General features: G+C 57.9%; 18 protein-coding genes and 1 other RNA gene. 6 read left to right on the top strand and 13 right to left on the bottom strand.

Annotated features, from left to right (window positions below):
- Nucleotides 1–22 precede the first annotated feature (22 nt).
- The 10 genes from murG to mraZ all read right to left on the bottom strand — a co-directional run bounded on the left by murG (nucleotide 23) and on the right by mraZ (nucleotide 11,318).
- Nucleotides 23–1,120, bottom strand: a complete 1,098-nt coding sequence (gene murG, locus LCM31_RS13865; RefSeq protein ID WP_224871027.1) for an undecaprenyldiphospho-muramoylpentapeptide beta-N-acetylglucosaminyltransferase — start codon at nucleotides 1,118–1,120, stop codon at nucleotides 23–25.
- Nucleotides 1,120–2,346 (bottom strand): putative lipid II flippase FtsW, encoded by a 1,227-nt coding sequence (gene ftsW / locus LCM31_RS13860; RefSeq protein WP_224871025.1) that lies wholly within the window; start codon nucleotides 2,344–2,346, stop codon nucleotides 1,120–1,122. The genes murG and ftsW overlap by 1 nt, the downstream gene beginning before the upstream one ends.
- On the bottom strand, nucleotides 2,343–3,743 hold the full coding sequence (murD, locus tag LCM31_RS13855) for a UDP-N-acetylmuramoyl-L-alanine--D-glutamate ligase (protein WP_224871023.1): 1,401 nt from the start codon (nucleotides 3,741–3,743) through the stop codon (nucleotides 2,343–2,345). Before murD ends, ftsW begins: the two co-directional genes overlap by 4 nt.
- A 36-nt stretch (nucleotides 3,744–3,779) precedes the next feature.
- Entirely contained in the window at nucleotides 3,780–4,865 is a 1,086-nt protein-coding gene (mraY, locus tag LCM31_RS13850; RefSeq protein WP_224871021.1) for a phospho-N-acetylmuramoyl-pentapeptide-transferase, read from the bottom strand.
- 12 nt (nucleotides 4,866–4,877) lie between these two features.
- Complete coding sequence (locus tag LCM31_RS13845; protein WP_224871019.1) at nucleotides 4,878–6,248, bottom strand: UDP-N-acetylmuramoyl-tripeptide--D-alanyl-D-alanine ligase; 1,371 nt, start codon at nucleotides 6,246–6,248, stop codon at nucleotides 4,878–4,880.
- Nucleotides 6,245–7,780 (bottom strand): UDP-N-acetylmuramoyl-L-alanyl-D-glutamate--2,6-diaminopimelate ligase, encoded by a 1,536-nt coding sequence (locus tag LCM31_RS13840; protein ID WP_224871017.1) that lies wholly within the window; start codon nucleotides 7,778–7,780, stop codon nucleotides 6,245–6,247. Before LCM31_RS13840 ends, LCM31_RS13845 begins: the two co-directional genes overlap by 4 nt.
- Nucleotides 7,777–9,546, bottom strand: a complete 1,770-nt coding sequence (locus tag LCM31_RS13835) for a peptidoglycan D,D-transpeptidase FtsI family protein (RefSeq protein ID WP_224871015.1) — start codon at nucleotides 9,544–9,546, stop codon at nucleotides 7,777–7,779. The genes LCM31_RS13840 and LCM31_RS13835 overlap by 4 nt, the downstream gene beginning before the upstream one ends.
- A gap of 87 nt (nucleotides 9,547–9,633) precedes the next feature.
- The gene (gene ftsL / locus LCM31_RS13830) at nucleotides 9,634–9,906 is read right to left on the bottom strand and encodes a cell division protein FtsL (RefSeq protein ID WP_222231980.1); all 273 of its coding nucleotides are present in this window, start codon (nucleotides 9,904–9,906) and stop codon (nucleotides 9,634–9,636) included.
- Nucleotides 9,907–10,845, bottom strand: coding sequence for a 16S rRNA (cytosine(1402)-N(4))-methyltransferase RsmH (rsmH, locus tag LCM31_RS13825; protein WP_224871013.1), 939 nt, complete (start codon nucleotides 10,843–10,845; stop codon nucleotides 9,907–9,909). It lies immediately after the preceding gene.
- 29 nt (nucleotides 10,846–10,874) lie between these two features.
- Nucleotides 10,875–11,318: a division/cell wall cluster transcriptional repressor MraZ gene (gene mraZ, locus LCM31_RS13820; protein WP_010132529.1), complete on the bottom strand. Its 444-nt coding sequence runs from the start codon at nucleotides 11,316–11,318 to the stop codon at nucleotides 10,875–10,877.
- A gap of 620 nt (nucleotides 11,319–11,938) precedes the next feature.
- Here mraZ and LCM31_RS13815 point away from each other — a divergent pair.
- Complete coding sequence (locus LCM31_RS13815) at nucleotides 11,939–12,613, top strand: phosphoadenosine phosphosulfate reductase domain-containing protein (RefSeq protein ID WP_224871011.1); 675 nt, start codon at nucleotides 11,939–11,941, stop codon at nucleotides 12,611–12,613.
- Between the two features lie 184 nt (nucleotides 12,614–12,797).
- Here LCM31_RS13815 and rnpB read toward each other — a convergent pair.
- Nucleotides 12,798–13,176, bottom strand: an RNA gene (gene rnpB / locus LCM31_RS13810) — RNase P RNA component class A.
- A gap of 74 nt (nucleotides 13,177–13,250) precedes the next feature.
- Nucleotides 13,251–14,093 (bottom strand): 16S rRNA (cytidine(1402)-2'-O)-methyltransferase, encoded by an 843-nt coding sequence (gene rsmI / locus LCM31_RS13805; protein ID WP_224871009.1) that lies wholly within the window; start codon nucleotides 14,091–14,093, stop codon nucleotides 13,251–13,253.
- Nucleotides 14,094–14,128: 35 nt separating this feature from the next.
- On the opposite strand from rsmI, the gene LCM31_RS13800 reads away from it, so the two are divergent.
- From LCM31_RS13800 to LCM31_RS13785, 4 genes are read left to right on the top strand one after another with little or no spacing between them, the layout of a single operon-like run.
- Nucleotides 14,129–15,991 carry a penicillin-binding protein activator gene (locus tag LCM31_RS13800; RefSeq protein WP_224871007.1) on the top strand — a complete coding sequence of 621 codons (1,863 nt, stop codon included), beginning with the start codon at nucleotides 14,129–14,131 and terminating at the stop codon, nucleotides 15,989–15,991.
- A 46-nt stretch (nucleotides 15,992–16,037) separates the two neighbouring features.
- Nucleotides 16,038–16,397, top strand: a complete 360-nt coding sequence (locus LCM31_RS13795) for a YraN family protein (protein ID WP_224871005.1) — start codon at nucleotides 16,038–16,040, stop codon at nucleotides 16,395–16,397.
- Nucleotides 16,398–16,428: 31 nt separating this feature from the next.
- Nucleotides 16,429–17,022 carry an SIS domain-containing protein gene (locus LCM31_RS13790; protein ID WP_224871004.1) on the top strand — a complete coding sequence of 198 codons (594 nt, stop codon included), beginning with the start codon at nucleotides 16,429–16,431 and terminating at the stop codon, nucleotides 17,020–17,022.
- Between the two features lie 3 nt (nucleotides 17,023–17,025).
- A complete protein-coding gene (locus tag LCM31_RS13785; protein ID WP_224871002.1) occupies nucleotides 17,026–17,625 on the top strand; it encodes a BON domain-containing protein in 600 nt (199 codons plus the stop codon).
- Nucleotides 17,626–17,704: 79 nt separating this feature from the next.
- On the opposite strand, the gene LCM31_RS13780 is transcribed toward LCM31_RS13785, so the two are convergent.
- A complete protein-coding gene (locus LCM31_RS13780; protein WP_224871000.1) occupies nucleotides 17,705–18,895 on the bottom strand; it encodes an acetyl-CoA C-acyltransferase in 1,191 nt (396 codons plus the stop codon).
- Between the two features lie 281 nt (nucleotides 18,896–19,176).
- On the opposite strand from LCM31_RS13780, the gene LCM31_RS13775 reads away from it, so the two are divergent.
- Complete coding sequence (locus LCM31_RS13775) at nucleotides 19,177–19,773, top strand: LemA family protein (RefSeq protein WP_224870998.1); 597 nt, start codon at nucleotides 19,177–19,179, stop codon at nucleotides 19,771–19,773.
- Nucleotides 19,774–19,784 lie beyond the last annotated feature (11 nt).

Below are 19,784 nucleotides of genomic sequence, written 5' to 3'. Positions count from 1 at the left end.
TGTGGGTAAATCTTTGGACATATCAGCACCTCAATTCTTCACTGCACACGGCCAACACTCGGTCGGTCGCATCCGGCCTAGCCACTCGGCGCGCAGCCTCGGCCATGGCCAATAATTTTTCCGGTTCGGCGAACAGGCCTTCCAGTAATTGGGCCAGCTGTGATGCATCAAGATCATCTTGCTGAATCACTTTTGCGGCGCCCGCCTGCTCCAGCCATTCACCGTTCTTTGTTTGGTGATCGTCAATCGCAAATGGAAACGGCACCATGATCGCGCCCAACCCCGCAGCGGCGATCTCGGAAACGGTCAACGCACCGGAGCGACAAATCACCAGGTCCGCCTGACCGTAAGCGGCCGCCATATCGGCAATAAACGGCACCACGTTGGCGGAAACTCCGGCGCGTTCATAGGCTTCCTTCGCCACATCCAAATGCCGCTGCCCCGCCTGATGCACCACCTGCGGACGTTTATCTTCGGCAATGTTGGCCAGCGCCTTCGGCACTAGCTCATTGATTGCAACCGCCCCCAGGCTACCGCCCAACACCAACAGGCGTGGGGGCTGTACCGTACCCACACGTGACGACGGCGCCGGCAGTTGGGATATTTCTACCCTGACTGGATTGCCAACTTCCTCAGCCCTGGGCAAACCGCTGGGAAACGCCTCCAGCACCCGGCGCGCAATTTTTGCCAATAAACGGTTGGTGGTTCCCGCCACGGCATTTTGCTCATGGATGATCAGCGGCACGCCAGCGAGGCGCGCGGCAACACCGCCGGGACCGGTGGCAAAACCACCAAAGCCCAACACGGCATCAGGCTTCACTTCACTAACCACTTTACGCGCCTGCCAAACCGCCTTGCTAATCTGTAAAGGCGCTTTTAGAAGTGCGGCCTTGCCCTTTCCGCGCACCCCTTCCACCGTAATAAAGTGCAAAGGAATCTCTGCCGCCGGAATTAATTGCGATTCGATACCACGCATGGTGCCGAGCCACTCGATGGATGCACCCTGGTCCCGCAGTGCATTGGCCACCGCCAGCGCCGGGAACACATGGCCACCGGTACCACCCGCCATCATCAAGATTTTCTTGCCGGCAAAGCGCTTGGCGGTAACTGAGGTATCCATTACGCCGCCTCCCCGGATTTTCTGTCGCCCAGCTGCAGTGGATTGAAAATCGGCAACTGGCTGATTTTCTCAATGCGCCCCTGATCCTGGCCTTCTTCACTGTTCAATTCTTTTTGCGCCCGCAGAGCCAGGGCAAACAGAGCAAAACACACCACCAGACTGGAGCCACCGGAACTTACAAATGGCAAGGTCAGCCCCTTGGTGGGCAACAAGCCAGAGGCAACGCCCATATTCACAAAGGCCTGCCCTGCCAGCAGCACTGCAATACCGAAGGTAAGTAGTGCAGTAAAGTAAGCCTGCTTGGCTAGTGCTTTACGCACCAGTCGCAACAGCGACCATGTCAGTGCCGCATACAAACCAATCACCAGCAGGCCGCCAACCAAGCCCCACTCCTCCGCCAGAATCGCGAATACAAAATCCGTATGCGCCTCGGGCAGATAAAACAGTTTCTGCACGCTGTTACCCAGACCGACGCCAAACCATTCACCTCGGCCGAACGCAATCAGAGACTGAGTCAGCTGGTAGCCCGCCGCGTACTGTTCCGCCCAAGGATCCCAGAAGGTTGTCAAACGCTGCAGGCGGTAAGGACTAAAAATCGCCATCATCACCAGGCCGCAGGCGGCAACCGCCACCAACATAAAGGTGTGCGGCAGGCGCGCGCCGGCAAGAAACACCATCGCCAGAGCGGTCCCGGAGATCACCACCACCGAACCAAAATCAGGCTCCAGCAGCAGCAGTAAAGCAACAATACCCAGCACCGAGATCGGCACCATAAAGCTGGTCCAGTGACGCAGCTTTTCATGACGCCGCGTCAGGAAGCTGGCAAAAAACACCAGACAACAGAACTTGGCAACCTCCGCGGGCTGTACCGTAATAGGCCCCAGCGCAATCCAGCGCATACTGCCATTCACCGCGCGCCCCACTCCGGGGATAAGCACCGCCACTAGCATGGCCACGGCAAATATCAACAATGTCCACGACAGGTTCGACCAGGTGTTGAGCGAGATCCGGCTCAGGATCAACGCACCCACGACACCCGCGGCCAGAAACACCAAATGGCGTTTGAGGAAATACCACTGGTCGTTATACAGGTCCGCAGCAAATGCGACCGATGCCGAGGCAACCATCACCACGCCAATACTCGCCAGCGCCACCACGCAAAACGGCAGCACCCAGGCATATGGATCTATTTGCTGGTTTGCGGCATTCAGGGGCAACTTGCTCATTGCAGCGCCTCCCTGCCCGCACCACCACCGGAAACAAGCTCTTCCACCGCACGACGAAAATCTTCGCCGCGCGCTTCGAAATTGCGGTACATATCAAAACTGGCACAGGCTGGAGAGAGCAGTACGAAATCGCCAGATTGCGCCATCGCACGCGCTTTCGTCACTGCATCAGCCATATCACTCGCTGCTACCTGCGGTACGCCATTGGCAAACACACGGGCGATCTTCGGACCATCCACGCCGATAGTAACCAAGCCACGCAGCGCGCTTACCGCTTCGCCAAGGGGCGAGAAATCCGCACCTTTACCGTCGCCACCGGCAATCAGCACAATTTTGTGTTCGCCATCCGCGAGTCCGTCCAACGCGGCACGGGTAGCGCCAACATTGGTACCTTTGGAGTCATTTACGAATACAACACCGTCCATATCACCGACTCGCTCGCAGCGATGGGTCAGACCGGTAAAGTGACGAAGCACCTGTAACATCGGGGGCATTTCGATACCTACCGCATTGCCCAGCGCCAGTGCTGCCAGCGCATTCGCAATGTTGTGACTACCCACCATTGCCATTTCGTCGGTACGCAATAATTTTTCGGTACCCTGCGCAAGCCACTGGCCTGCACCGTCGCGAATTATCCCAAACTGGCGCAGATCCGGACGGTCGAGCCCAAAGCTCCACTCCACCCGATCTTTACCTAGCGGGCCGCGGGTCAGCGGGTCCGCGCGATTGATCACTAGCTGCTGCGCATGGCGATATACACGCTGCTTCGCCTGGTGGTAGGCGGCCATACTCGGATAGCGATCCATATGATCCGCGCTCATATTCAGGATGGTCGCGACATCCGGAGCCAGCGAGTAAGTGGTTTCCAACTGGAAACTGGACAACTCCAACACAAACACATCCGGCATGTTCGATTCGCACTGCACCAGCAGATCGAGGACCGGCACACCGATATTGCCGCCCACTTCGACATTGAACCCGGCCGCAGAGACCATCTCCCCCATAAGGGTGGTCACTGTGCTTTTGCCATTGGAGCCGGTAATAGCAATGACTTTTGGACTTTCCTCAAGACGATTTAACTCGCGCGCGAACAGTTCTATATCCCCGACAACCGGCACACCTTCTTCCATGGCTGCGGCAATCGCCGGTTCCGCGACGCCCACGCCGGGGCTGACAATAATTTCACTGGCGGCGCGCAAGGTGTCCGGATTCAAAGGGCCGCACTCGACCGCCACATCCGGATACTCAACACGAAACTGTTCCAGTGCCGGCGGTGTCTCGCGGCTATCAACAACAACAGGAGAAATTCCCTGGCGCAGCAGAAAACGCACCACCGATTGCCCGGTAGCACCCAATCCGATCACCACTTTTTTCTCTGAGGTTGCGATAAGGTTCATTGTCGATTTATGTTTCTAGTTATCCCTGATCTCTAATCAACGCAGCTTGAGCGTGGCCAGACCGGCCAGCACCAAGACCACCGTAATAATCCAAAAACGCACAATCACGCGCGGCTCCGGCCAACCTTTCAATTCAAAGTGGTGGTGCAGCGGGGCCATGCGAAAAATTCGCTTACCGGTCAGTTTGAACGATGCGACCTGCAGAATGACCGACACCGTTTCCATCACAAACACGCCACCCATGATGAACAGCACAATCTCGTGACGGGTAATCACCGCGATGATGCCAAGCGCGGCACCCAGGGCCAATGCGCCCACATCCCCCATAAATACTTGTGCGGGATAAGTGTTAAACCACAGAAAGCCCAACCCGGCCCCACCCAACGCGGCACAAAACACCGCCAATTCACCCGCGCCGGCGATATAGGGGATATGCAGGTAGTTGGCGAATTCCACATGGCCGACCAGGTAAGCAATCAGACCCAGCGCACCACCCACCATGACCGACGGCATAATCGCGAGGCCATCAAGTCCATCGGTAAGATTTACCGCGTTACTGGAGCCCACCACCACGAAATAGGTGAGCAGGATAAACATCACCGGCCCCAGGTTAATCGCGACATCTTTGAAAAACGGCACAAACAATTGCGTTTCCGCAGGTGTCGTCGCGCTCATGTACAGGTAAATGGCAGCACCCAGGCCGGCCACTGACTGCCAGAGGTACTTCCAACGCGCGATCAGACCGCGTGAATTCTTTTCGACGACTTTCTTGTAGTCGTCCACAAAACCAACCGCGCCAAATACAAAGGTCACCAGCAGGGTTACCCACACAAGGCGGTTGCTCAGATCGGACCACAACAATGCGCCAGAAAAAATTGCCGCAAGGATCAGAGTACCGCCCATGGTCGGGGTGCCCGACTTGCTCAGGTGCGACTGTGGGCCGTCATCGCGCACCGCCTGCCCTACCTGCAAGCGGTCCAGCCAGGCAATCATCCGCGGACCTACCAACAGCGAAATCCCCAGCGCTGTCAACGCACCGAGAATGGCGCGCACGGTAAGGTAGTTAAAGACCGAGAAACCCTTAACGTACTGTTGTAAATATTCAGCCAGCCATAGCAGCATGGTGTTAACCTTTTATTGATTTCCGTCAGCCAGCGCTTGCACGATCAGTTCCATGCGCGCACTGCGGGAACCTTTCACCAGCACAGTGGTGTTTTCATCCAGCTCCGGCGCGAGCACCTTAATCAGGGATTCGCGCTCGGAGAAATTACGTTGTTCATGTTGATGGCCAGCTGCAAACGCCACGCTGGCCGCACCGCTCAAACTGCCCAGAGTAAACAGCTGATCGATTCCGCGCTCGCGGGCGAGCAATCCCATATCGCGATGGGCGCTATCCGCCTCAGGACCCAGTTCCGCCATATCCCCGAGCACCAGGATTTTTTTGCCGTCGCGCTGGGCGAGCATTTCAATTGCGGCACTCACCGACCCCGGGTTGGCGTTGTAACTATCGTCAATCACGGTGGCGCCATTACGCCCGGTGAGTGATTGCATACGCCCGGCAACGCCACTGAAAATACCAAGCCCGGTTGCGATCTCGGCTACCGGAATTCCCGCAGCGTGGGCGATACCCGACGCAACCAGCGCGTTATGTACGTTGTGCTCCCCCAGCACCTGCAGCTGCACCGGACGGGAAACGCCCTCAACGACGAGATCAAACTTGGGGCAACCGCGAGAATCCAATTCGATGTTGTCCGGGTGCACCGCCCACTGGTGGCCAAACCCCACTTCCAGGGTGCGCACACCTTCTGGCATTTCGCCACGCCAGTAATCCGCATAGTTGTCGTCTGCGTTGATCACTGCCGCGCTACCGGGCTCCAAGCTGGTGTAGATCTGCCCTTTAGCAGTTGCAATACCATCCACCGAGCCAAAGCCTTCCACATGCGCAGGCATGACGTTGTTTACTGCGGTAATTTTTGGGTTGGCAATGCCACACAAATAGCCGATTTCATTCGGCCCGCTCGCGCCCATCTCCACAATCAGCACATCATTTTCGGGCGCCAGGGAAAACAGGGTCATCGGCACGCCAAAATGGTTATTCAGGTTTCCCTGTGTCACACACACGTTGTGGCGCTGTCCAAAAATACCCGCGAGCATCTCTTTCACCGTGGTCTTGCCGCAAGAACCAGTGATTCCGATGACCGGCCCACTGAACTGCTCACGACACAGGCGACCAATCTGCCCCAGGGCAACATTCGTATCTTTTACCAGCCACTGCGGCAGAGAAGAGTTTTCCAGGCGCTTCTCGGATACGATCCCGAGCACCTTGCCATCCACGTCGGCCAGAAAATCGTGGGCGTCAAAGGTCTCCCCTCGCAGGGCGACAAACAGAGCGCCGGCGTCAAGCTTGCGGGTATCGGTACACACCGCATCAAATTGCACCGAGCCGTTCACCAACTCACCGCCAAATCGCTGCTGCAACTGTTCGAGGGTAAGCGGTGCAATCATGATTCACTTCCTGCAGTCTGGCCGGCAGCCCTCTCAAGCAGCGCACTGGCGGCCTGTTCGCGATCACAGAAATGCAGTTTTTCGTCGCCGACCAACTGGTAGTCTTCGTGCCCTTTCCCCGCAATCAATACGGTATCGCCAGGGCCAGCATTGGCGACCGCGAAAGCAATGGCTTCAGCGCGATCTGCTTTCACCACACACTTCTGACCGTCTACACCCTGTAAAATATCGTCGATAATTTTTTGCGGATCTTCGCCGCGCGGGTTGTCACTCGTCACTACAGGACAATCGGACAGCTCGACCGCGATGCGGCCCATCGGTGCGCGCTTACCCGTGTCACGATCACCGCCGCAACCAAACACACACCACAATTTGCCACGACAATAGGGCCGAGCGGCTTCCAACGCTGCGCGCAGCGCATCCGGTGTATGGGCATAGTCCACCAGGACACTGATGTCCTCGCTTTCTCCAGAGACAACGCGCTCCATGCGACCAGGTACCGGGCGAATAGTTTCAAAGGCTGCGAGAATGTCCGTCAGGGGCATACCTGCTGAACCTGCGGCAGCGACAACGGCAAGCGTATTGTGAATATTGAAGTCCCCAATGAGTGGTGCCTTCAATTCCCCTTCCCCCCAGGGCGTAATAAGGCGCACTGAGAAGCCGCTATCCAGACGCTTCAGGTCGCGAATTTGCAGGTCACCCGACTGCAAGCCGTAGGTAATTACTCTCAAGCCGCGCAATTTGCAGCGCTCGACCATTTGCGCACCAAACGGATCATCGATATTGATCACCCCGCGCTTGAGCTTGGGCAACCCAAACAGCTTTTCTTTGGCCGCACCGTAGGCCGCCATATTGCCGTGGTAATCGAGGTGATCACGCGTCAGATTGGTAAATACCGCGGTATCAAATTCCAATCCGTGGACCCGCCCCTGCGCCAGGGAGTGGGAAGAAACCTCCATGGCGCCAGCGCGTGCGCCCTGCGCATAAAATTCCGCATAATCTTTTTGCAACCGCACCGGATCGGGAGTGGTCAGACCCGTATCTTCCAAATGGACTTCGCCATCTTTCCACACACCGTTACCAATCGTGCCCATAACCGCGGCACGGCCAAAGTGGGCGGCCAGTAGTTGTGCGGTCAAATACGCACAAGTGGACTTTCCGTTGGTGCCGGTAATACCCACCAGATACATTTCTGCACTTGGGTTGCCATAAAAACGCGCAGCAATCTCACCCACCCGCGCGGCCAGGCCGGGCACGGTAATGACCTGTACGCCATTTCGCTCGACGCTATCGAGCGTCTCACCATCGGCGAGCACCGCGGCAGCGCCATTAGCGATAGCACTTTCTATATATTCACGGCCATCCACCACGGTGCCACGAAGCGCCATAAACACGTCGCCAGACTTCACTTGTCGGCTATCCAGGGCGACGCCAGTCACCGAAATATCTGGAATACCGGCATAGCCGGGCACCAGCGTCGCCAGGGATACTTGGCGTGCGTTATCTGTAATCGTTTGGTTGCGCTGGGTCACGATGCTGTACCTCTTTCGTCCAGCTGCTTCGCCAGCTGTTCATCAGCCGGCGGAATATGTTCAGGTGGCACCTGCAGCAAGCGCATGGCACCAGTCATAACTTTGCCAAAAACCGGTGCCGCCACTTCACCACCGTAATATTTGGTATTGGTCGGATCGTCGATCACGACCACCGCGGCGAGGCGCGGATTATCCACAGGCACGAAGCCGGCAAACACAGAGCGATAGCGATTGTCGACATAACCTTCACGCCCTACCTTGTGCACGGTACCGGTCTTCCCCGCTACGCGATAACCGTCCACAGAAGCGTGCTTGCCGGTGCCTTCGGGGCCGATTACGGTCTCCAGCATCGCGGCGACCTGGCGCGCTAGCTCAGCATCAACCACACTTTCTGCCTGGGCATTCGTGGCAGCTTTTTTTCCCTGCTCCAAAATCAGCGAAACCGGGCGTTTAAGCCCGGCGTTGGCGACCACACTGTAGGCCTGAGCCAATTGCACCGCGTTCACTGTTAAACCGTAGCCGAACGCAAAGTTTGCTAGCTCAATGGGGTGCCATCGATCCCTGGTTGGCAGTATTCCCGGGGCTTCTCCGGGGAACCCGCTGCCAACGGCTTCGCCCAGCCCCAAGCGGTAAAATAGTCCACGCAAAGTCTCAGGTTCCAAATCCATCGCCACTTTGGTGATCCCCACCTGGCTGGATTTGGTGATCACCTTGGTCAAGTCAATCTCGCCGTAGTTCACCGGGTCCAGCAATGTTTTGCCTGGCAAACGGATATATCCCGGGCTGGTATTGATCCGCGTATTTGGCTGCCAGCGACCGGTCTCCAGTGCCGCCAGTGCAGTCAACGGCTTAATCGTCGAACCGGGCTCAAACTGATCGATCAGCGCGCGGTTGCGCATTGCGGCAGCCTTAACCCCGGCACGATTGTTGGGGTTGAAAGAAGGCTGATTTGCCATCGCCAGTACGTCACCGGATTGGGTGTCGAGGATCACCATGTAACCGGACGCGGCACCGTTTTCCGCAACGGCTTTTTTCAATTCCCGATACGCGAGGTATTGCAGGCGCATATCAATGGTGAGCTGAAGGTCGCGCCCCGGGCGCGCTTCCTGCTGAACCGCCAGGTCGCGCACCACGCGCCCCTTGAGATCCTTCATCACCTGGCGCTTGCCTGGCTCACCCGCCAGGGATTGCTCATAAGCGAGCTCAAGACCTTCCTGGCCAAGGTCGTCGATATTAGTAAAGCCCAGCAATTGGGCAGTCACTTCGCCCGCTGGATAAAAGCGCCGATACTCTTTCTTGCTGTATACCCCGGCTAGATCCAGAGCCAGCGCCTTCTGCGCACCCTCTGGTGTCATATGGCGACGCAGGTACATAAACCCTTTGTTGCGATACTTGTTCAGGCGTTCCGCAAGACGCGCCGGCGGTGTGCCGAGCGCCGATGCGAGTAGACGCAACTGGTCAGCGCTTGCCTCTTTTAACAGCTGAGGGTTTGCCCAGATGGTGTGCACCGGTGTACTCACCGCCAGCAACTCGCCATTGCGATCCAGAATACTGCCTCGATAGGCGGCTATTTCTTCGGTACGAATGGTGCGGGCGCGCCCCTGATCCTGCAGGAACCGGTAGCCCTTATCCTGCTCGGGCAGCACCTGTAGCTCAGCAAGATGGATCACCAGGGCCGCGGCAAGCAGGCACAGCAAACCGGCCACCAGCGCGAAGCGCCAGCGGGCAATACCCGGCTGTTGTTGCTGCTTTTTCACGGCACCCATAATGGCGACCTTCCCCTGACCCTATTTTTCTTTTCTGTTGTTTTGGTTTACTACTTTGGCACCGCGCCAAAACACCTTCCCAACTTTCTAATTCTTAGAAACCAATACCCGCTCGGAGGGACCCGGCGCGTGCATATCCAGCTTTTCTTTTGCGACCTGCTCAATCCGGCTGTACGCAGACCAGGCACCGCGCTCCAGCAACAAGCGCTCCTGCTCGTAACGCAGCTCATCCCGGTGGCGCTGCGCCTGCTCCAGCTGGGCGGTCAAAACCCGACTCTGATGCGTTGTGTGTACCACCCCCAGGGCGGATGCCATCACCAGCCCCCACAGCACAAACAACCACAGCTTCTTGGTCGCCATTTATTGCGCCCGACCCGGCAAGCGTTCCGCCACTCGCATCACGGCACTTCTTGAGCGAACGTTCTCTCCAACCTCCTGCGCCTCAGCCTTGACCGCTTTACCCACAGAGCGCAGAGTTTTGTTTATTTGGCTGTCCATCACCGGCAATCCGCGCGGCAACTGCGGCCCCTTTTCTTGCTCGCGAATAAAACGCTTCACGATACGGTCTTCCAGTGAGTGGAAACTGATAATGACCAGACGCCCACCGGGCTTTAACAGCTGTAGCGACTTGTCCAGCGCCTGATAAAGATCGTCCAACTCACCATTTATATGTATGCGTATTGCCTGGAACACGCGCGTGGCCGGGTGCTTACCCTTTTCCCAAGCAGGGTTTGCAGCCTTCACCACCTCTGCCAGATCAAGCGTGCGCTCAAATGGCTTTTCGACCCGGCGTTTGGCAATGGCTGCAGCCATACGGCGTGCAAAACGCTCTTCGCCGTACTCCTTAAACACCCGCGCCATTTCAGACTCGGATTCCGTGTTCACCCAATCGGCAGCGCTCATGCCGCGACTGGTATCCATGCGCATATCCAGCGGCCCATCCTGCATAAAGCTGAACCCGCGCTCGGCCTGATCCAACTGTGGTGAGGAGACGCCGAGGTCCAGCAAGATGCCGGACACCTGCCCCATCTTTCCTGCGGCCGCCTCATCCATATCGGCAAAAGAGCCATGCCAGATCGCAAAACGCGACTCCCCAGCAAAACGCTCACCCGCGTACTCGATGGCTTGTGGATCTTTATCCACCGCCAGCAGGCTACCGGCCTCCCCGAGCTGTTCCAGTACCAGCGCACTGTGGCCGCCACGACCGAAAGTGCCATCTATATAAAAGCCGTCGGGGTCCACCACCAGGGCGTCCACAGCCTCGCGTAACAACACACTGCGATGCAGATCCTGGGACACCCCTTTCTCCTGCTCTTGGTTAAATTCGTTTACAGAGAGAGAGAAGCCATCTCTTCGGGCATCTCACCATCCCCTTCGCTGTCGTCGAGCCAATGCATCCAGCGGTCTTCGCTCCACAACTCCAACTTCTTGCCCTGCCCCACCAGCATCAGCTTTTTCTCAAGCCCGGCGTACTCGCGCAGGGTCGGTGGAATCAATACCCGGCCATTAGCGTCAACCTGCAGCTCGCAGGCATAACCGATCAGCAAGCGCTGGGCCCGGCGCGCCACCTTGTTGAAACTGGACAGCGCTTCAATCTTTGGAAGAATTTCGCGCCACTGTGCATCAGGATAGACGAGTAAGCAGCGCTCTTCCGTATGCGCCGTCACAACCAGACGACCATCACAATCTTCCAGCAGCGAGTCTCTTACTCGCGCCGGAATCGCCAGACGCCCCTTGGCATCCATATTGATTGCGTGGCTACCCAGATACATGAATCTGCCGCTGCTCAGCTTCCCATTTCAAATGCACAGTTTTTAATCAGAAAAGCGGGGGAATTGCTCTAAATGGCTGGCGAATGTGGGTAAACAACCACTCACAACCACCAAGACCCCACAATCACCCACAATTTTCCACTTTTCTCCACCTACGACACTATAAATCTGAGCGGAGCAAAGTCAAGGAAATAGAGGGGAGAAAAGTAGAAAGGGCCCAGTAATTTCGCGGGCTACAGGCGAAGTGGTCACATTTTCGGCACATGTAAGGCGGCACAAAAGAGCTGCAAAGCAAGCACTTACTCTGCCAACCTAATAAACCACTTTAACTTCGCGCCAAAGTGCCATGACAGGCATAAAAAATCGTAGATGTGAGCGGGCACTTACAGCGTTCAAAGCAACTGGAACAGTCTCGAGAGGATTTTTGCGCCGAAAGATGCTTTTTCCGCCATTCCTGAACTTACCCACACGACCAGAGACCCGCAGGTCGAGCCGGTGAGGCAAGCCCCAACCAGACAAATAGAACCTAGAGGCATATAAAAATCAGCTTTTATTATTTTTAATACCGGTTGAGTCGCTGTAGCTTTGCCATATCCAATTTTCAGCAGGAATTCTTTAGCATGGGCCTTTCAGCAGGACTGAGCACGCAAAGCGCCGCCCGCACCTTCCATCACGGTGCCGACCTGGACGCTCTCAACCAGCGTTTCAAAGACAGCAAGCCCAGTGAAATCATGGAGTTCACCATCGCCGAGGCCCAAAACCCGGTGGTGTTCACCAACTTTCGCCCCCTGGCAATCGCATTCCTGCACCTGGTAACCCGTGCCAAGCCGGACATCCCCGTTATCTGGGTGGATCACGGCTACAACACGCCGGAAACCTATCGCCATATCGAGAAAGTCATCAAGCTTCTGGACCTGAACCTGTACACCTATTCACCCAAGATGTCCGCGGCGCATTACAACGCGGTGTACGGTGGGATTCCGCCACTGGACACTCCGGAGCACGACTTCTTCTCCCGCACGGTAAAGCTGGAACCGTTTAACCGCGCTATGGAAGAGCTCAAGCCGGACGTGTGGCTGAATGGCATCCGCCACGATCAGAATGCGCACCGCAAGGGCCTGGATGTGTTTACCAAGGGCAACCATGGCACCATTCGCGTAGCGCCCATGTTCCACCTCAAGGAAATTGATGTGGAAGAATACGTATACGAGAACGAGCTACCGGATAATGATGTGTACTTTGACCCCACCAAGGGTGAAGAGCATCGGGAATGCGGACTGTTACTGCAGAAGTGAGCCCCTGGTAGCGCAAGGGAAGTGTGCGCCAGCACCCGATAAGCGCAGATGCGACAGGCCCAACAGCAGAGAAATACAAGCCCACCTGGCAGCGGGTACCAGAATGGGCTTTATATCGATTGGCCGAGCGCACTGAAACAGCACACCGACCCAATATGCAGGCAAAGGCCTACTTTTTAAGCATTTGATGAGTCAGCCGATAAGCCGGGTTCTGTCGCGGACAATCATTCATCTGGGATGCCTGTCACCAGACACCTCAAGCGACCTACCCGCCCCCAGTGCGGGTCACACCTGCTAGCACAAGGCTAAAGGGGGCCTATTTGGTCTTGCTCCGAACGGGGTTTACCGTGCCGCGGACTGTTACCAGCCGCGCGGTGCGCTCTTACCGCACCCTTTCACCCTTACCTGTGCCTGCGAACAGGCCATCGGCGGTCTACTCTCTGCTGCACTTTCCGTAGGCTCGCGCCCCCCAGGCGTTACCTGGCGTCCCACCCTATGGAGCCCGGACTTTCCTCCACCCAACCACCCGAAGGCGATCGAACAGCGATTGTCTGGCTGACTCGGGCGCGAAGGTTAATGACCGGGGGTGCGGGATGCAAGACAATTTCACCGGCTCGCGCCGATAACACGAAATTCGCTATTTCTGCGCCAGCGACCAGTTGTACAGCACCTTTTTGTTCACCCCGGTGATCTCCGCCGCCACCGCTGCAGCGCGCTTGGGCGGCAACTCGGCCAGCAGCAGTTTCATCACCCGCTCTGACTCTGCGTCCAGCTCCGCGGCTTTTGACTCCGCGGCACCGCGCACCAGCAGCACAATCTCGCCGCGCTGCTGGTTGCTGTCTGCGCGCACCCACTCCACCAGCTCCGCAAGCGGCATCAGCTGGATGGTCTCAAAGGCCTTGGTCAGCTCGCGCGCGATCACCGCCTCGCGCTCGCCGCCAAAGCTTTCCGCCATGGCCTCAAGGGTATCCAGCACCCGGTGGGGCGCTTCATAGAACACCATGGTGCGCGTTTCCCCGGCCAAGGCATCCAGCGCCTTGGCCCGCGCCTGCGACTTGGCGGGTAAAAAGCCCTCGAATGAGAAGCGGTCGCTGGGCAACCCGGCAGCGGACAGTGCCGCCACAAAGGCACAGGGCCCGGGAATGGGCACCACCTGGAAACCCTGTTCACGGGCATCGCGCACCAGCCGGTAGCCCGGATCGGAGATCAGCGGGGTGCCCGCATCGGAAATAAGTGCCACCGTCTGCCCTTGCGCGAGACGCTCGAGAATCTTGTTGGTACGCTGATCGTCCGAGTGGTCATGGTACGCAACCAGGGGTGTATCGATGGAAAAGTGGGAAAAAAGTCTCTGACTGTGACGGGTGTCCTCTGCCGCCACCAAATCAGCGGATTGTAGAACTTCAACGGCTCGCGGTACCATATCAGCCAAATTGCCAATGGGCGTCGCGACGATATATAGCACCGCTGTATCAAGCCCCATAGTTCACTCCAGAATAAGTTTTGTGGGAGAAGAATATGTCCGCCCTTTCCCGGCGTATCCCCTTCATTTTGAATAGCCTGGCTGCAGGCACTCTGGCTCTGGCCCTGACCGGTTGCCAGACGCCCAGTACCCAGCCCGGCAACCCGGTTGCCGCCGCGCCCAGCGATGCGGAAACCGCCAACCGCCAGAGCGCCATTCGCCTGTTGAGCGAGGCGCGCCAGCTGCCTTCGCCGCAAAAAGATCAGGCGCAGCTGCAGGCGGCCGCCATTCTATACGGATTGGGCGATAACGCGACGGTTCTGCAGACCGCCAGCAGTATTGACCCGGCTCAGCTGACCAATTCGGAATACGCCCAGTACGCGCAAGTCTACGGTAGCGCGCTGGCGGCCGACGACGAGTTTTTCACCGCCCTGGACCTGGTAAGCGCACCCCGACTGGAACAGTCCTGGTTTGAAATCCCGGCCACTACCGCATTGCCGCTGCGCAACCTGCGCGCGGACCTGTGGGGCCTGATGGGCGATATCGACAGCGGCATCCAGGAGCGGCAGCGCATCGCCGGCCTGCCTCTGGATGACCAGGCAACCTTTACCAACAACGATGGCCTGTGGCAGCTGCTGACCCAGTTGCCCTCCGCCGAGCTGCGCCTGCGCGCCGATGAGAGCCTGTCGCCACAGATGCGCGCCTGGTACCAGTTGGCATTGATCGGCCGCGATACCCAGGCCGATATCAGCACCCAACTGAGCGAGCTGAGCCGCTGGCGCCAGCAGTGGCCGACCCACCCCGCGGTCAGCCACCCGCCGCAGGCCCTGCAGCTGCTGGAGCAACTGGCCACGCAACCGGCGCAAAATGTCGCCCTGCTGCTGCCGCTGTCCGGCCCGCTGGGCTCCGCCGGCCGCGCAATCCGCGATGGCTTTATGGCGGCCTACTACAGCGCGCTGGACGCCGGTGCGCCCACGCCGCAGGTACAGGTGTATGACACCGGTACCGAGCAGCCGTTTGAAGAGATCTACCAGGCGGCCGTCAACGGTGGTGCCCAGGCAATTGTCGGCCCGCTCGACAAGAGCAAGGTCGCCAACCTTCTCGCCACCGAAAAGCTGCCGGTGGCGACCCTCGCCCTGAACTACGGCGATGAGGGCCGCCTGACCGACGACCTGGTGCAATTTGGCCTCGCCATCGAAGATGAAGCCCGCCAGGTAGCCCAGCAAGCGTTCCTCCAGGGCCACCGTCAGGCCATGATCCTAGCCCCCGAGTCCGGCTGGGGCCAGCGCGGACTGACCGCATTCACCGAAGAGTGGAACCGCCTTGGCGGTACCGTGAGCGTCAGTCGCAACTACCGGGATAACTCCAACTTCTCGCAGCTGGTGAGCGACGCCCTGCTGATTTCTGAGAGTAAAGAGCGTGAGCGCGCCCTGCGCAGCGCTCTGTCGACCCCGCTCAAGTTCACCCCGCGCCGTCGCGGCGATGTCGACATGCTGTTTGTACTGGCGCAGCCTCAGCAGGCACGCCAGATCAAACCGATGCTGTCGTTCTTCTACGCGGGCGAGCTGCCGGTTTACTCCACTTCGCAGATCTTTGCCGGCAACATCGACCGCCAGCGGGATAGGGACCTCAACGGTGTGCGCTTTACCGCGCTGCCGTGGCTGTTTGAGGACCATAACGAAACCAAGCAGAATATCGTCGAACAGGCGGCACCGGCCCCAGCCTTTGCTCGCCTGTATGCACTGGGCGCCGATGCCTTCCGCCTGTACCCACGCCTGCCGATTCTTCGCCAGTTCCCGGACCAGCAGGTATACGGACTCACCGGAGCGCTCAGCCTGAGTGCAGACGGCCGTATTGTGCGCGAACAGATCTGGGCCAGGATCAACAAGGGAGCACCGGTACCCATCACGCAGAATTGAGGGGTAGCGGGCACTCACTGACACACATCCATCGAAAAGGAATTTCATGGACACCACAAGTATCGGCAACCAGATGGAAGCGCAGGCCGAGGGGCACCTGGTTGCCGCGGGCCTGCGTATCGTAGAGCGCAACTTTCGCGGGCGCTTCGGCGAAATTGATTTGATCGCGCGCGATGGAAATACCTTGGTGTTTGTCGAGGTACGCTACCGGCGCAACCGGACTTTTGGTGGCGCCGGGCTTTCCATTGACTACCGAAAACAGCGAAAATTACTCACCACGGCCAACGGCTACCTGCAATTACGCAGACTGGATTGCCCCTGTCGCTTCGATGTTGTGACGATCGAGCGCGGAAACGGTGATGGACCACTCAACATTGATTGGATACAAAATGCCTTCGGGCAATAAATAGGCTCACTCACAGGAATACACAGAGTACATGGAACAGAGAGTGGTAACCCTATTTCACCGCAGCATTGAAGCCACCATGAATGCCGGTGAACTTTTGGCACCCTATATTGCCGAAGCCAGCGAAATGATCGTGCACACCCTGCTGGCCGAGAATAAGCTCCTGATCTGTGGCAACGGACTCAGTGGCGCACTTGCGCAAAGCTTTTCCGCCCAATTGATGGGGGGCTTCGAGCGCGAGCGACCGGGCCTGCCGGCCATTGCACTGAATGGCGATGCGGTAACCACAGGCACCGTTGCCAGTAATCATGGCCGCGCCGAATCCTACGCGCGCCAGATTCGCGCACTGGGCCAGCCCGGTGATTTGCTGGTGATCATCAGCACCGACGGTCAGGACTCCAATCTGGTGCAAGCCATCCGCGCTGCACACGACCGCGATATGGGCGTGCTGGCTCTGACCGGTGGCGAAGCGGATGGAGACTGCACGGCGCTCCTGGACGTGCACGACATCGAATTGCGGGTACCCTCCGCAGTCGCTTCAGAAGTGCACCAGGTTCAATTATTAATACTTTTCTGTCTGTGCGATCTGATCGACAGCAGTCTGTTTGGCGGATTCGAGGAATAATCCATGCGATCGAGCGCGAAAAAAACATTTTCCGCATCCCTGAAAACTCTTGTTAGTGGTGGCTTGCTGGCGCTGTTGGGCGGATGTGCAACCGTGCTGGATGCCACCCACGACGGTCCAATTCAGCCAGATCCGGGCGAGCGCAGTTTTGGCACCTACATCGATGACCAGCAACTGGAAACCATCACCAAGGTCAACCTGCGCAAAGCGCACCCGGAGCTGAAGGAATCCAATATCGACATCACCAGCTTTAACGGCGTGGTACTACTGACCGGACAGGTCTCCAGTAATGACTTGCGCAATCTCGCTGGGCAAACGGCACAGCAGGTGCACTCTGTGCGCCAGGTATACAACGAGATTCAGGTGCGTGGCACCACGTCCGTACTGGCCCGTACCAGCGACACCTGGCTTACCACCAAGGTAAAAGGTGCCCTGATGACCGATAAGGAAATCGACAGCGGGCGCATTAAGGTCGTCACCGAAAACGGTGTGGTTTATCTGATGGGCTTGCTCACCCGTCAGGAAGCGGAAAATGCGGCGGAGAAAACCCGCACCGTGGGCGGTGTGCAGAAAGTGGTAAAAGCGGTGGAGTACATCGATTAGACACAGCTTTCACGCATAAAAAAACGGAGGCCTAAGCCTCCGTTTTTTTATGCTGGAAGAATACTCTCGTGCCGCTTAATCAGGGGCGTTCGATCGCAACAGCCGTCGCTTCACCGCCACCGATACACAGGCTGGCAACACCTTTCTTCAAATCGCGATTTTCCAGCGCCGCCAACAGGGTAACGATCACACGGGCACCACTGGCACCAAGCGGGTGACCCAGTGCGCAGGCGCCACCGTTCACGTTTACCTTCGCGCGCGGCAAATCCAGGTCCTTCATCGCCGCCATGGTAACAACCGCGAATGCCTCATTGATCTCGAACAGGTCAACATCGGTACTGCTCCAGCCGGTCTTTTCCAGCAGGTTCGCCATCGCGGAGACCGGTGCCGTGGTAAACCACTCAGGCGCATGGGCATACTGGGTCTGACCACGCAATACCGCCAGCACCTTGATACCACGGGCCTTGGCTTCGCTCTCGCGCATCAGTACCAGCGCTGCGGCTCCATCGGAAATAGAGCTGGCGTTCGCTGCGGTTACAGTACCGTCCTTGCGAAACGCGGGGCGCAGTGCCGGAATCTTGTCTGGACGCGCATTGCCGGGTGCCTCATCCACGCTTACTTCCACATCACCCTTACGGTTGCGCACGGTTACCGGGGCAATCTCGCGCTCGAACGCGCCCGACTCGATCGCCGCATTGGCGCGGGCCAGGGACTCAATCGCGAATTCGTCCTGCTCCTCACGGGAGAAGCTGTACTTGTCCGCAGTATTTTCCGCGAAATTGCCCATCAGCTGGCCATCGGCGGCATTTTCCAGCCCGTCCACAAACATGTGGTCCAGCACCTGGCCATGGCCCAGGCGCATACCGCCGCGTGCCTTGGGCAACATGTACGGGGCATTGCTCATGCTCTCCATACCGCCAGCAACTACGACCTTCGCATCACCAGCAAACAGGGCGTCGCGTGCCATCATGACCGTCTTCATACCGGAGCCGCAAACCTTGTTCACGGTCGTGGTCGGGGTTCCCTGCGGAATTCCCGCACCCAGCGACGCCTGGCGTGCCGGTGCCTGACCAACACCCGCAGGCAGTACGCACCCCATCAGCACCTCGTCGACATCGGCGGCATCCACACCGGCATCGGCCAGCGCACCGCGAATCGCAACTGCGCCCAACTCGGGGGCGCTGAGGCCAGAAAGGGCTCCCTGCATGCCACCCATAGGGGTACGGGAGATACCGACGATGACCACGGGGTCCTTAACTTGCTCGCTCATACTGATTTCACTCCGAATCTAGCGGGAATTACCCGGCAAGGCTGACCAATATTGCGGGAAAACGCAATTTGGTGGCGGATTATAACCCACCGCCGCGGCGCGAGGGCTATCCGCCTTTCGTTGTACGGTCCATGGTAGTATCAAGCTCGGCGCTGGAATAAACCGATGCGGATCAATCTCCATGACCGAATCCACTATTTACCAGCAGATTCCGCGTATTACCCACAGCCTTGTGGCCAGATGCGTCGCCAGGTACTCACTTACAGGGAAATTCGAGCTCTATGGAAATTTCTACCATCGTATGGCTGGTTGCTACCGCTGCAGTCGTGTTTTACATCATCAGTATTTACAACAACCTGGTTTCACTGAAAAACCGCTACGAAAATGCCTTTGCCCAGATTGAAGTGCAACTGAAGCGTCGCTACGACCTGATCCCCAACCTGGTGGAATCGGCCAAGGCCTACCTGAAGCACGAGCGTGAGACCCTGGAAGCGGTCATCTCTGCGCGCAACACCGCACTCGCCGGCCTCAAGGCCGCGGCCAGCAATCCGGGCAACGCCGCCGCGATTGCCGATCTCGGCAATGCCGAAGGACTACTCAGTAATGCGCTGGGACGCCTCAGCGTGGTGATGGAGGCCTACCCGGACCTCAAGGCGAACCAGACCATTCAGCAGGTAATGGAAGAACTGACCAGTACGGAAAACAAGGTCTCCTTCGCCCGCCAGGCCTTCAACGACGGCGTTACCGCCTACAACATTTTCCGCCAGAGCTTCCCACCGGTATTTTTTGCGGGATTTTTTGGCCACCGGGAAAATGGCAAGCTGCTGGAGTTCGCAGACTCCGAAGCTTTCCAGGCTGCACCGCGCGTAGAGTTCTGATTTCGGGGCTA

Source organism: Microbulbifer agarilyticus (genome assembly GCF_020171345.1).
Classification (GTDB): Bacteria; Pseudomonadota; Gammaproteobacteria; order Pseudomonadales; family Cellvibrionaceae; genus Microbulbifer; species Microbulbifer agarilyticus_D.
This window is presented reverse-complemented; position numbering and strand designations above follow the sequence as displayed.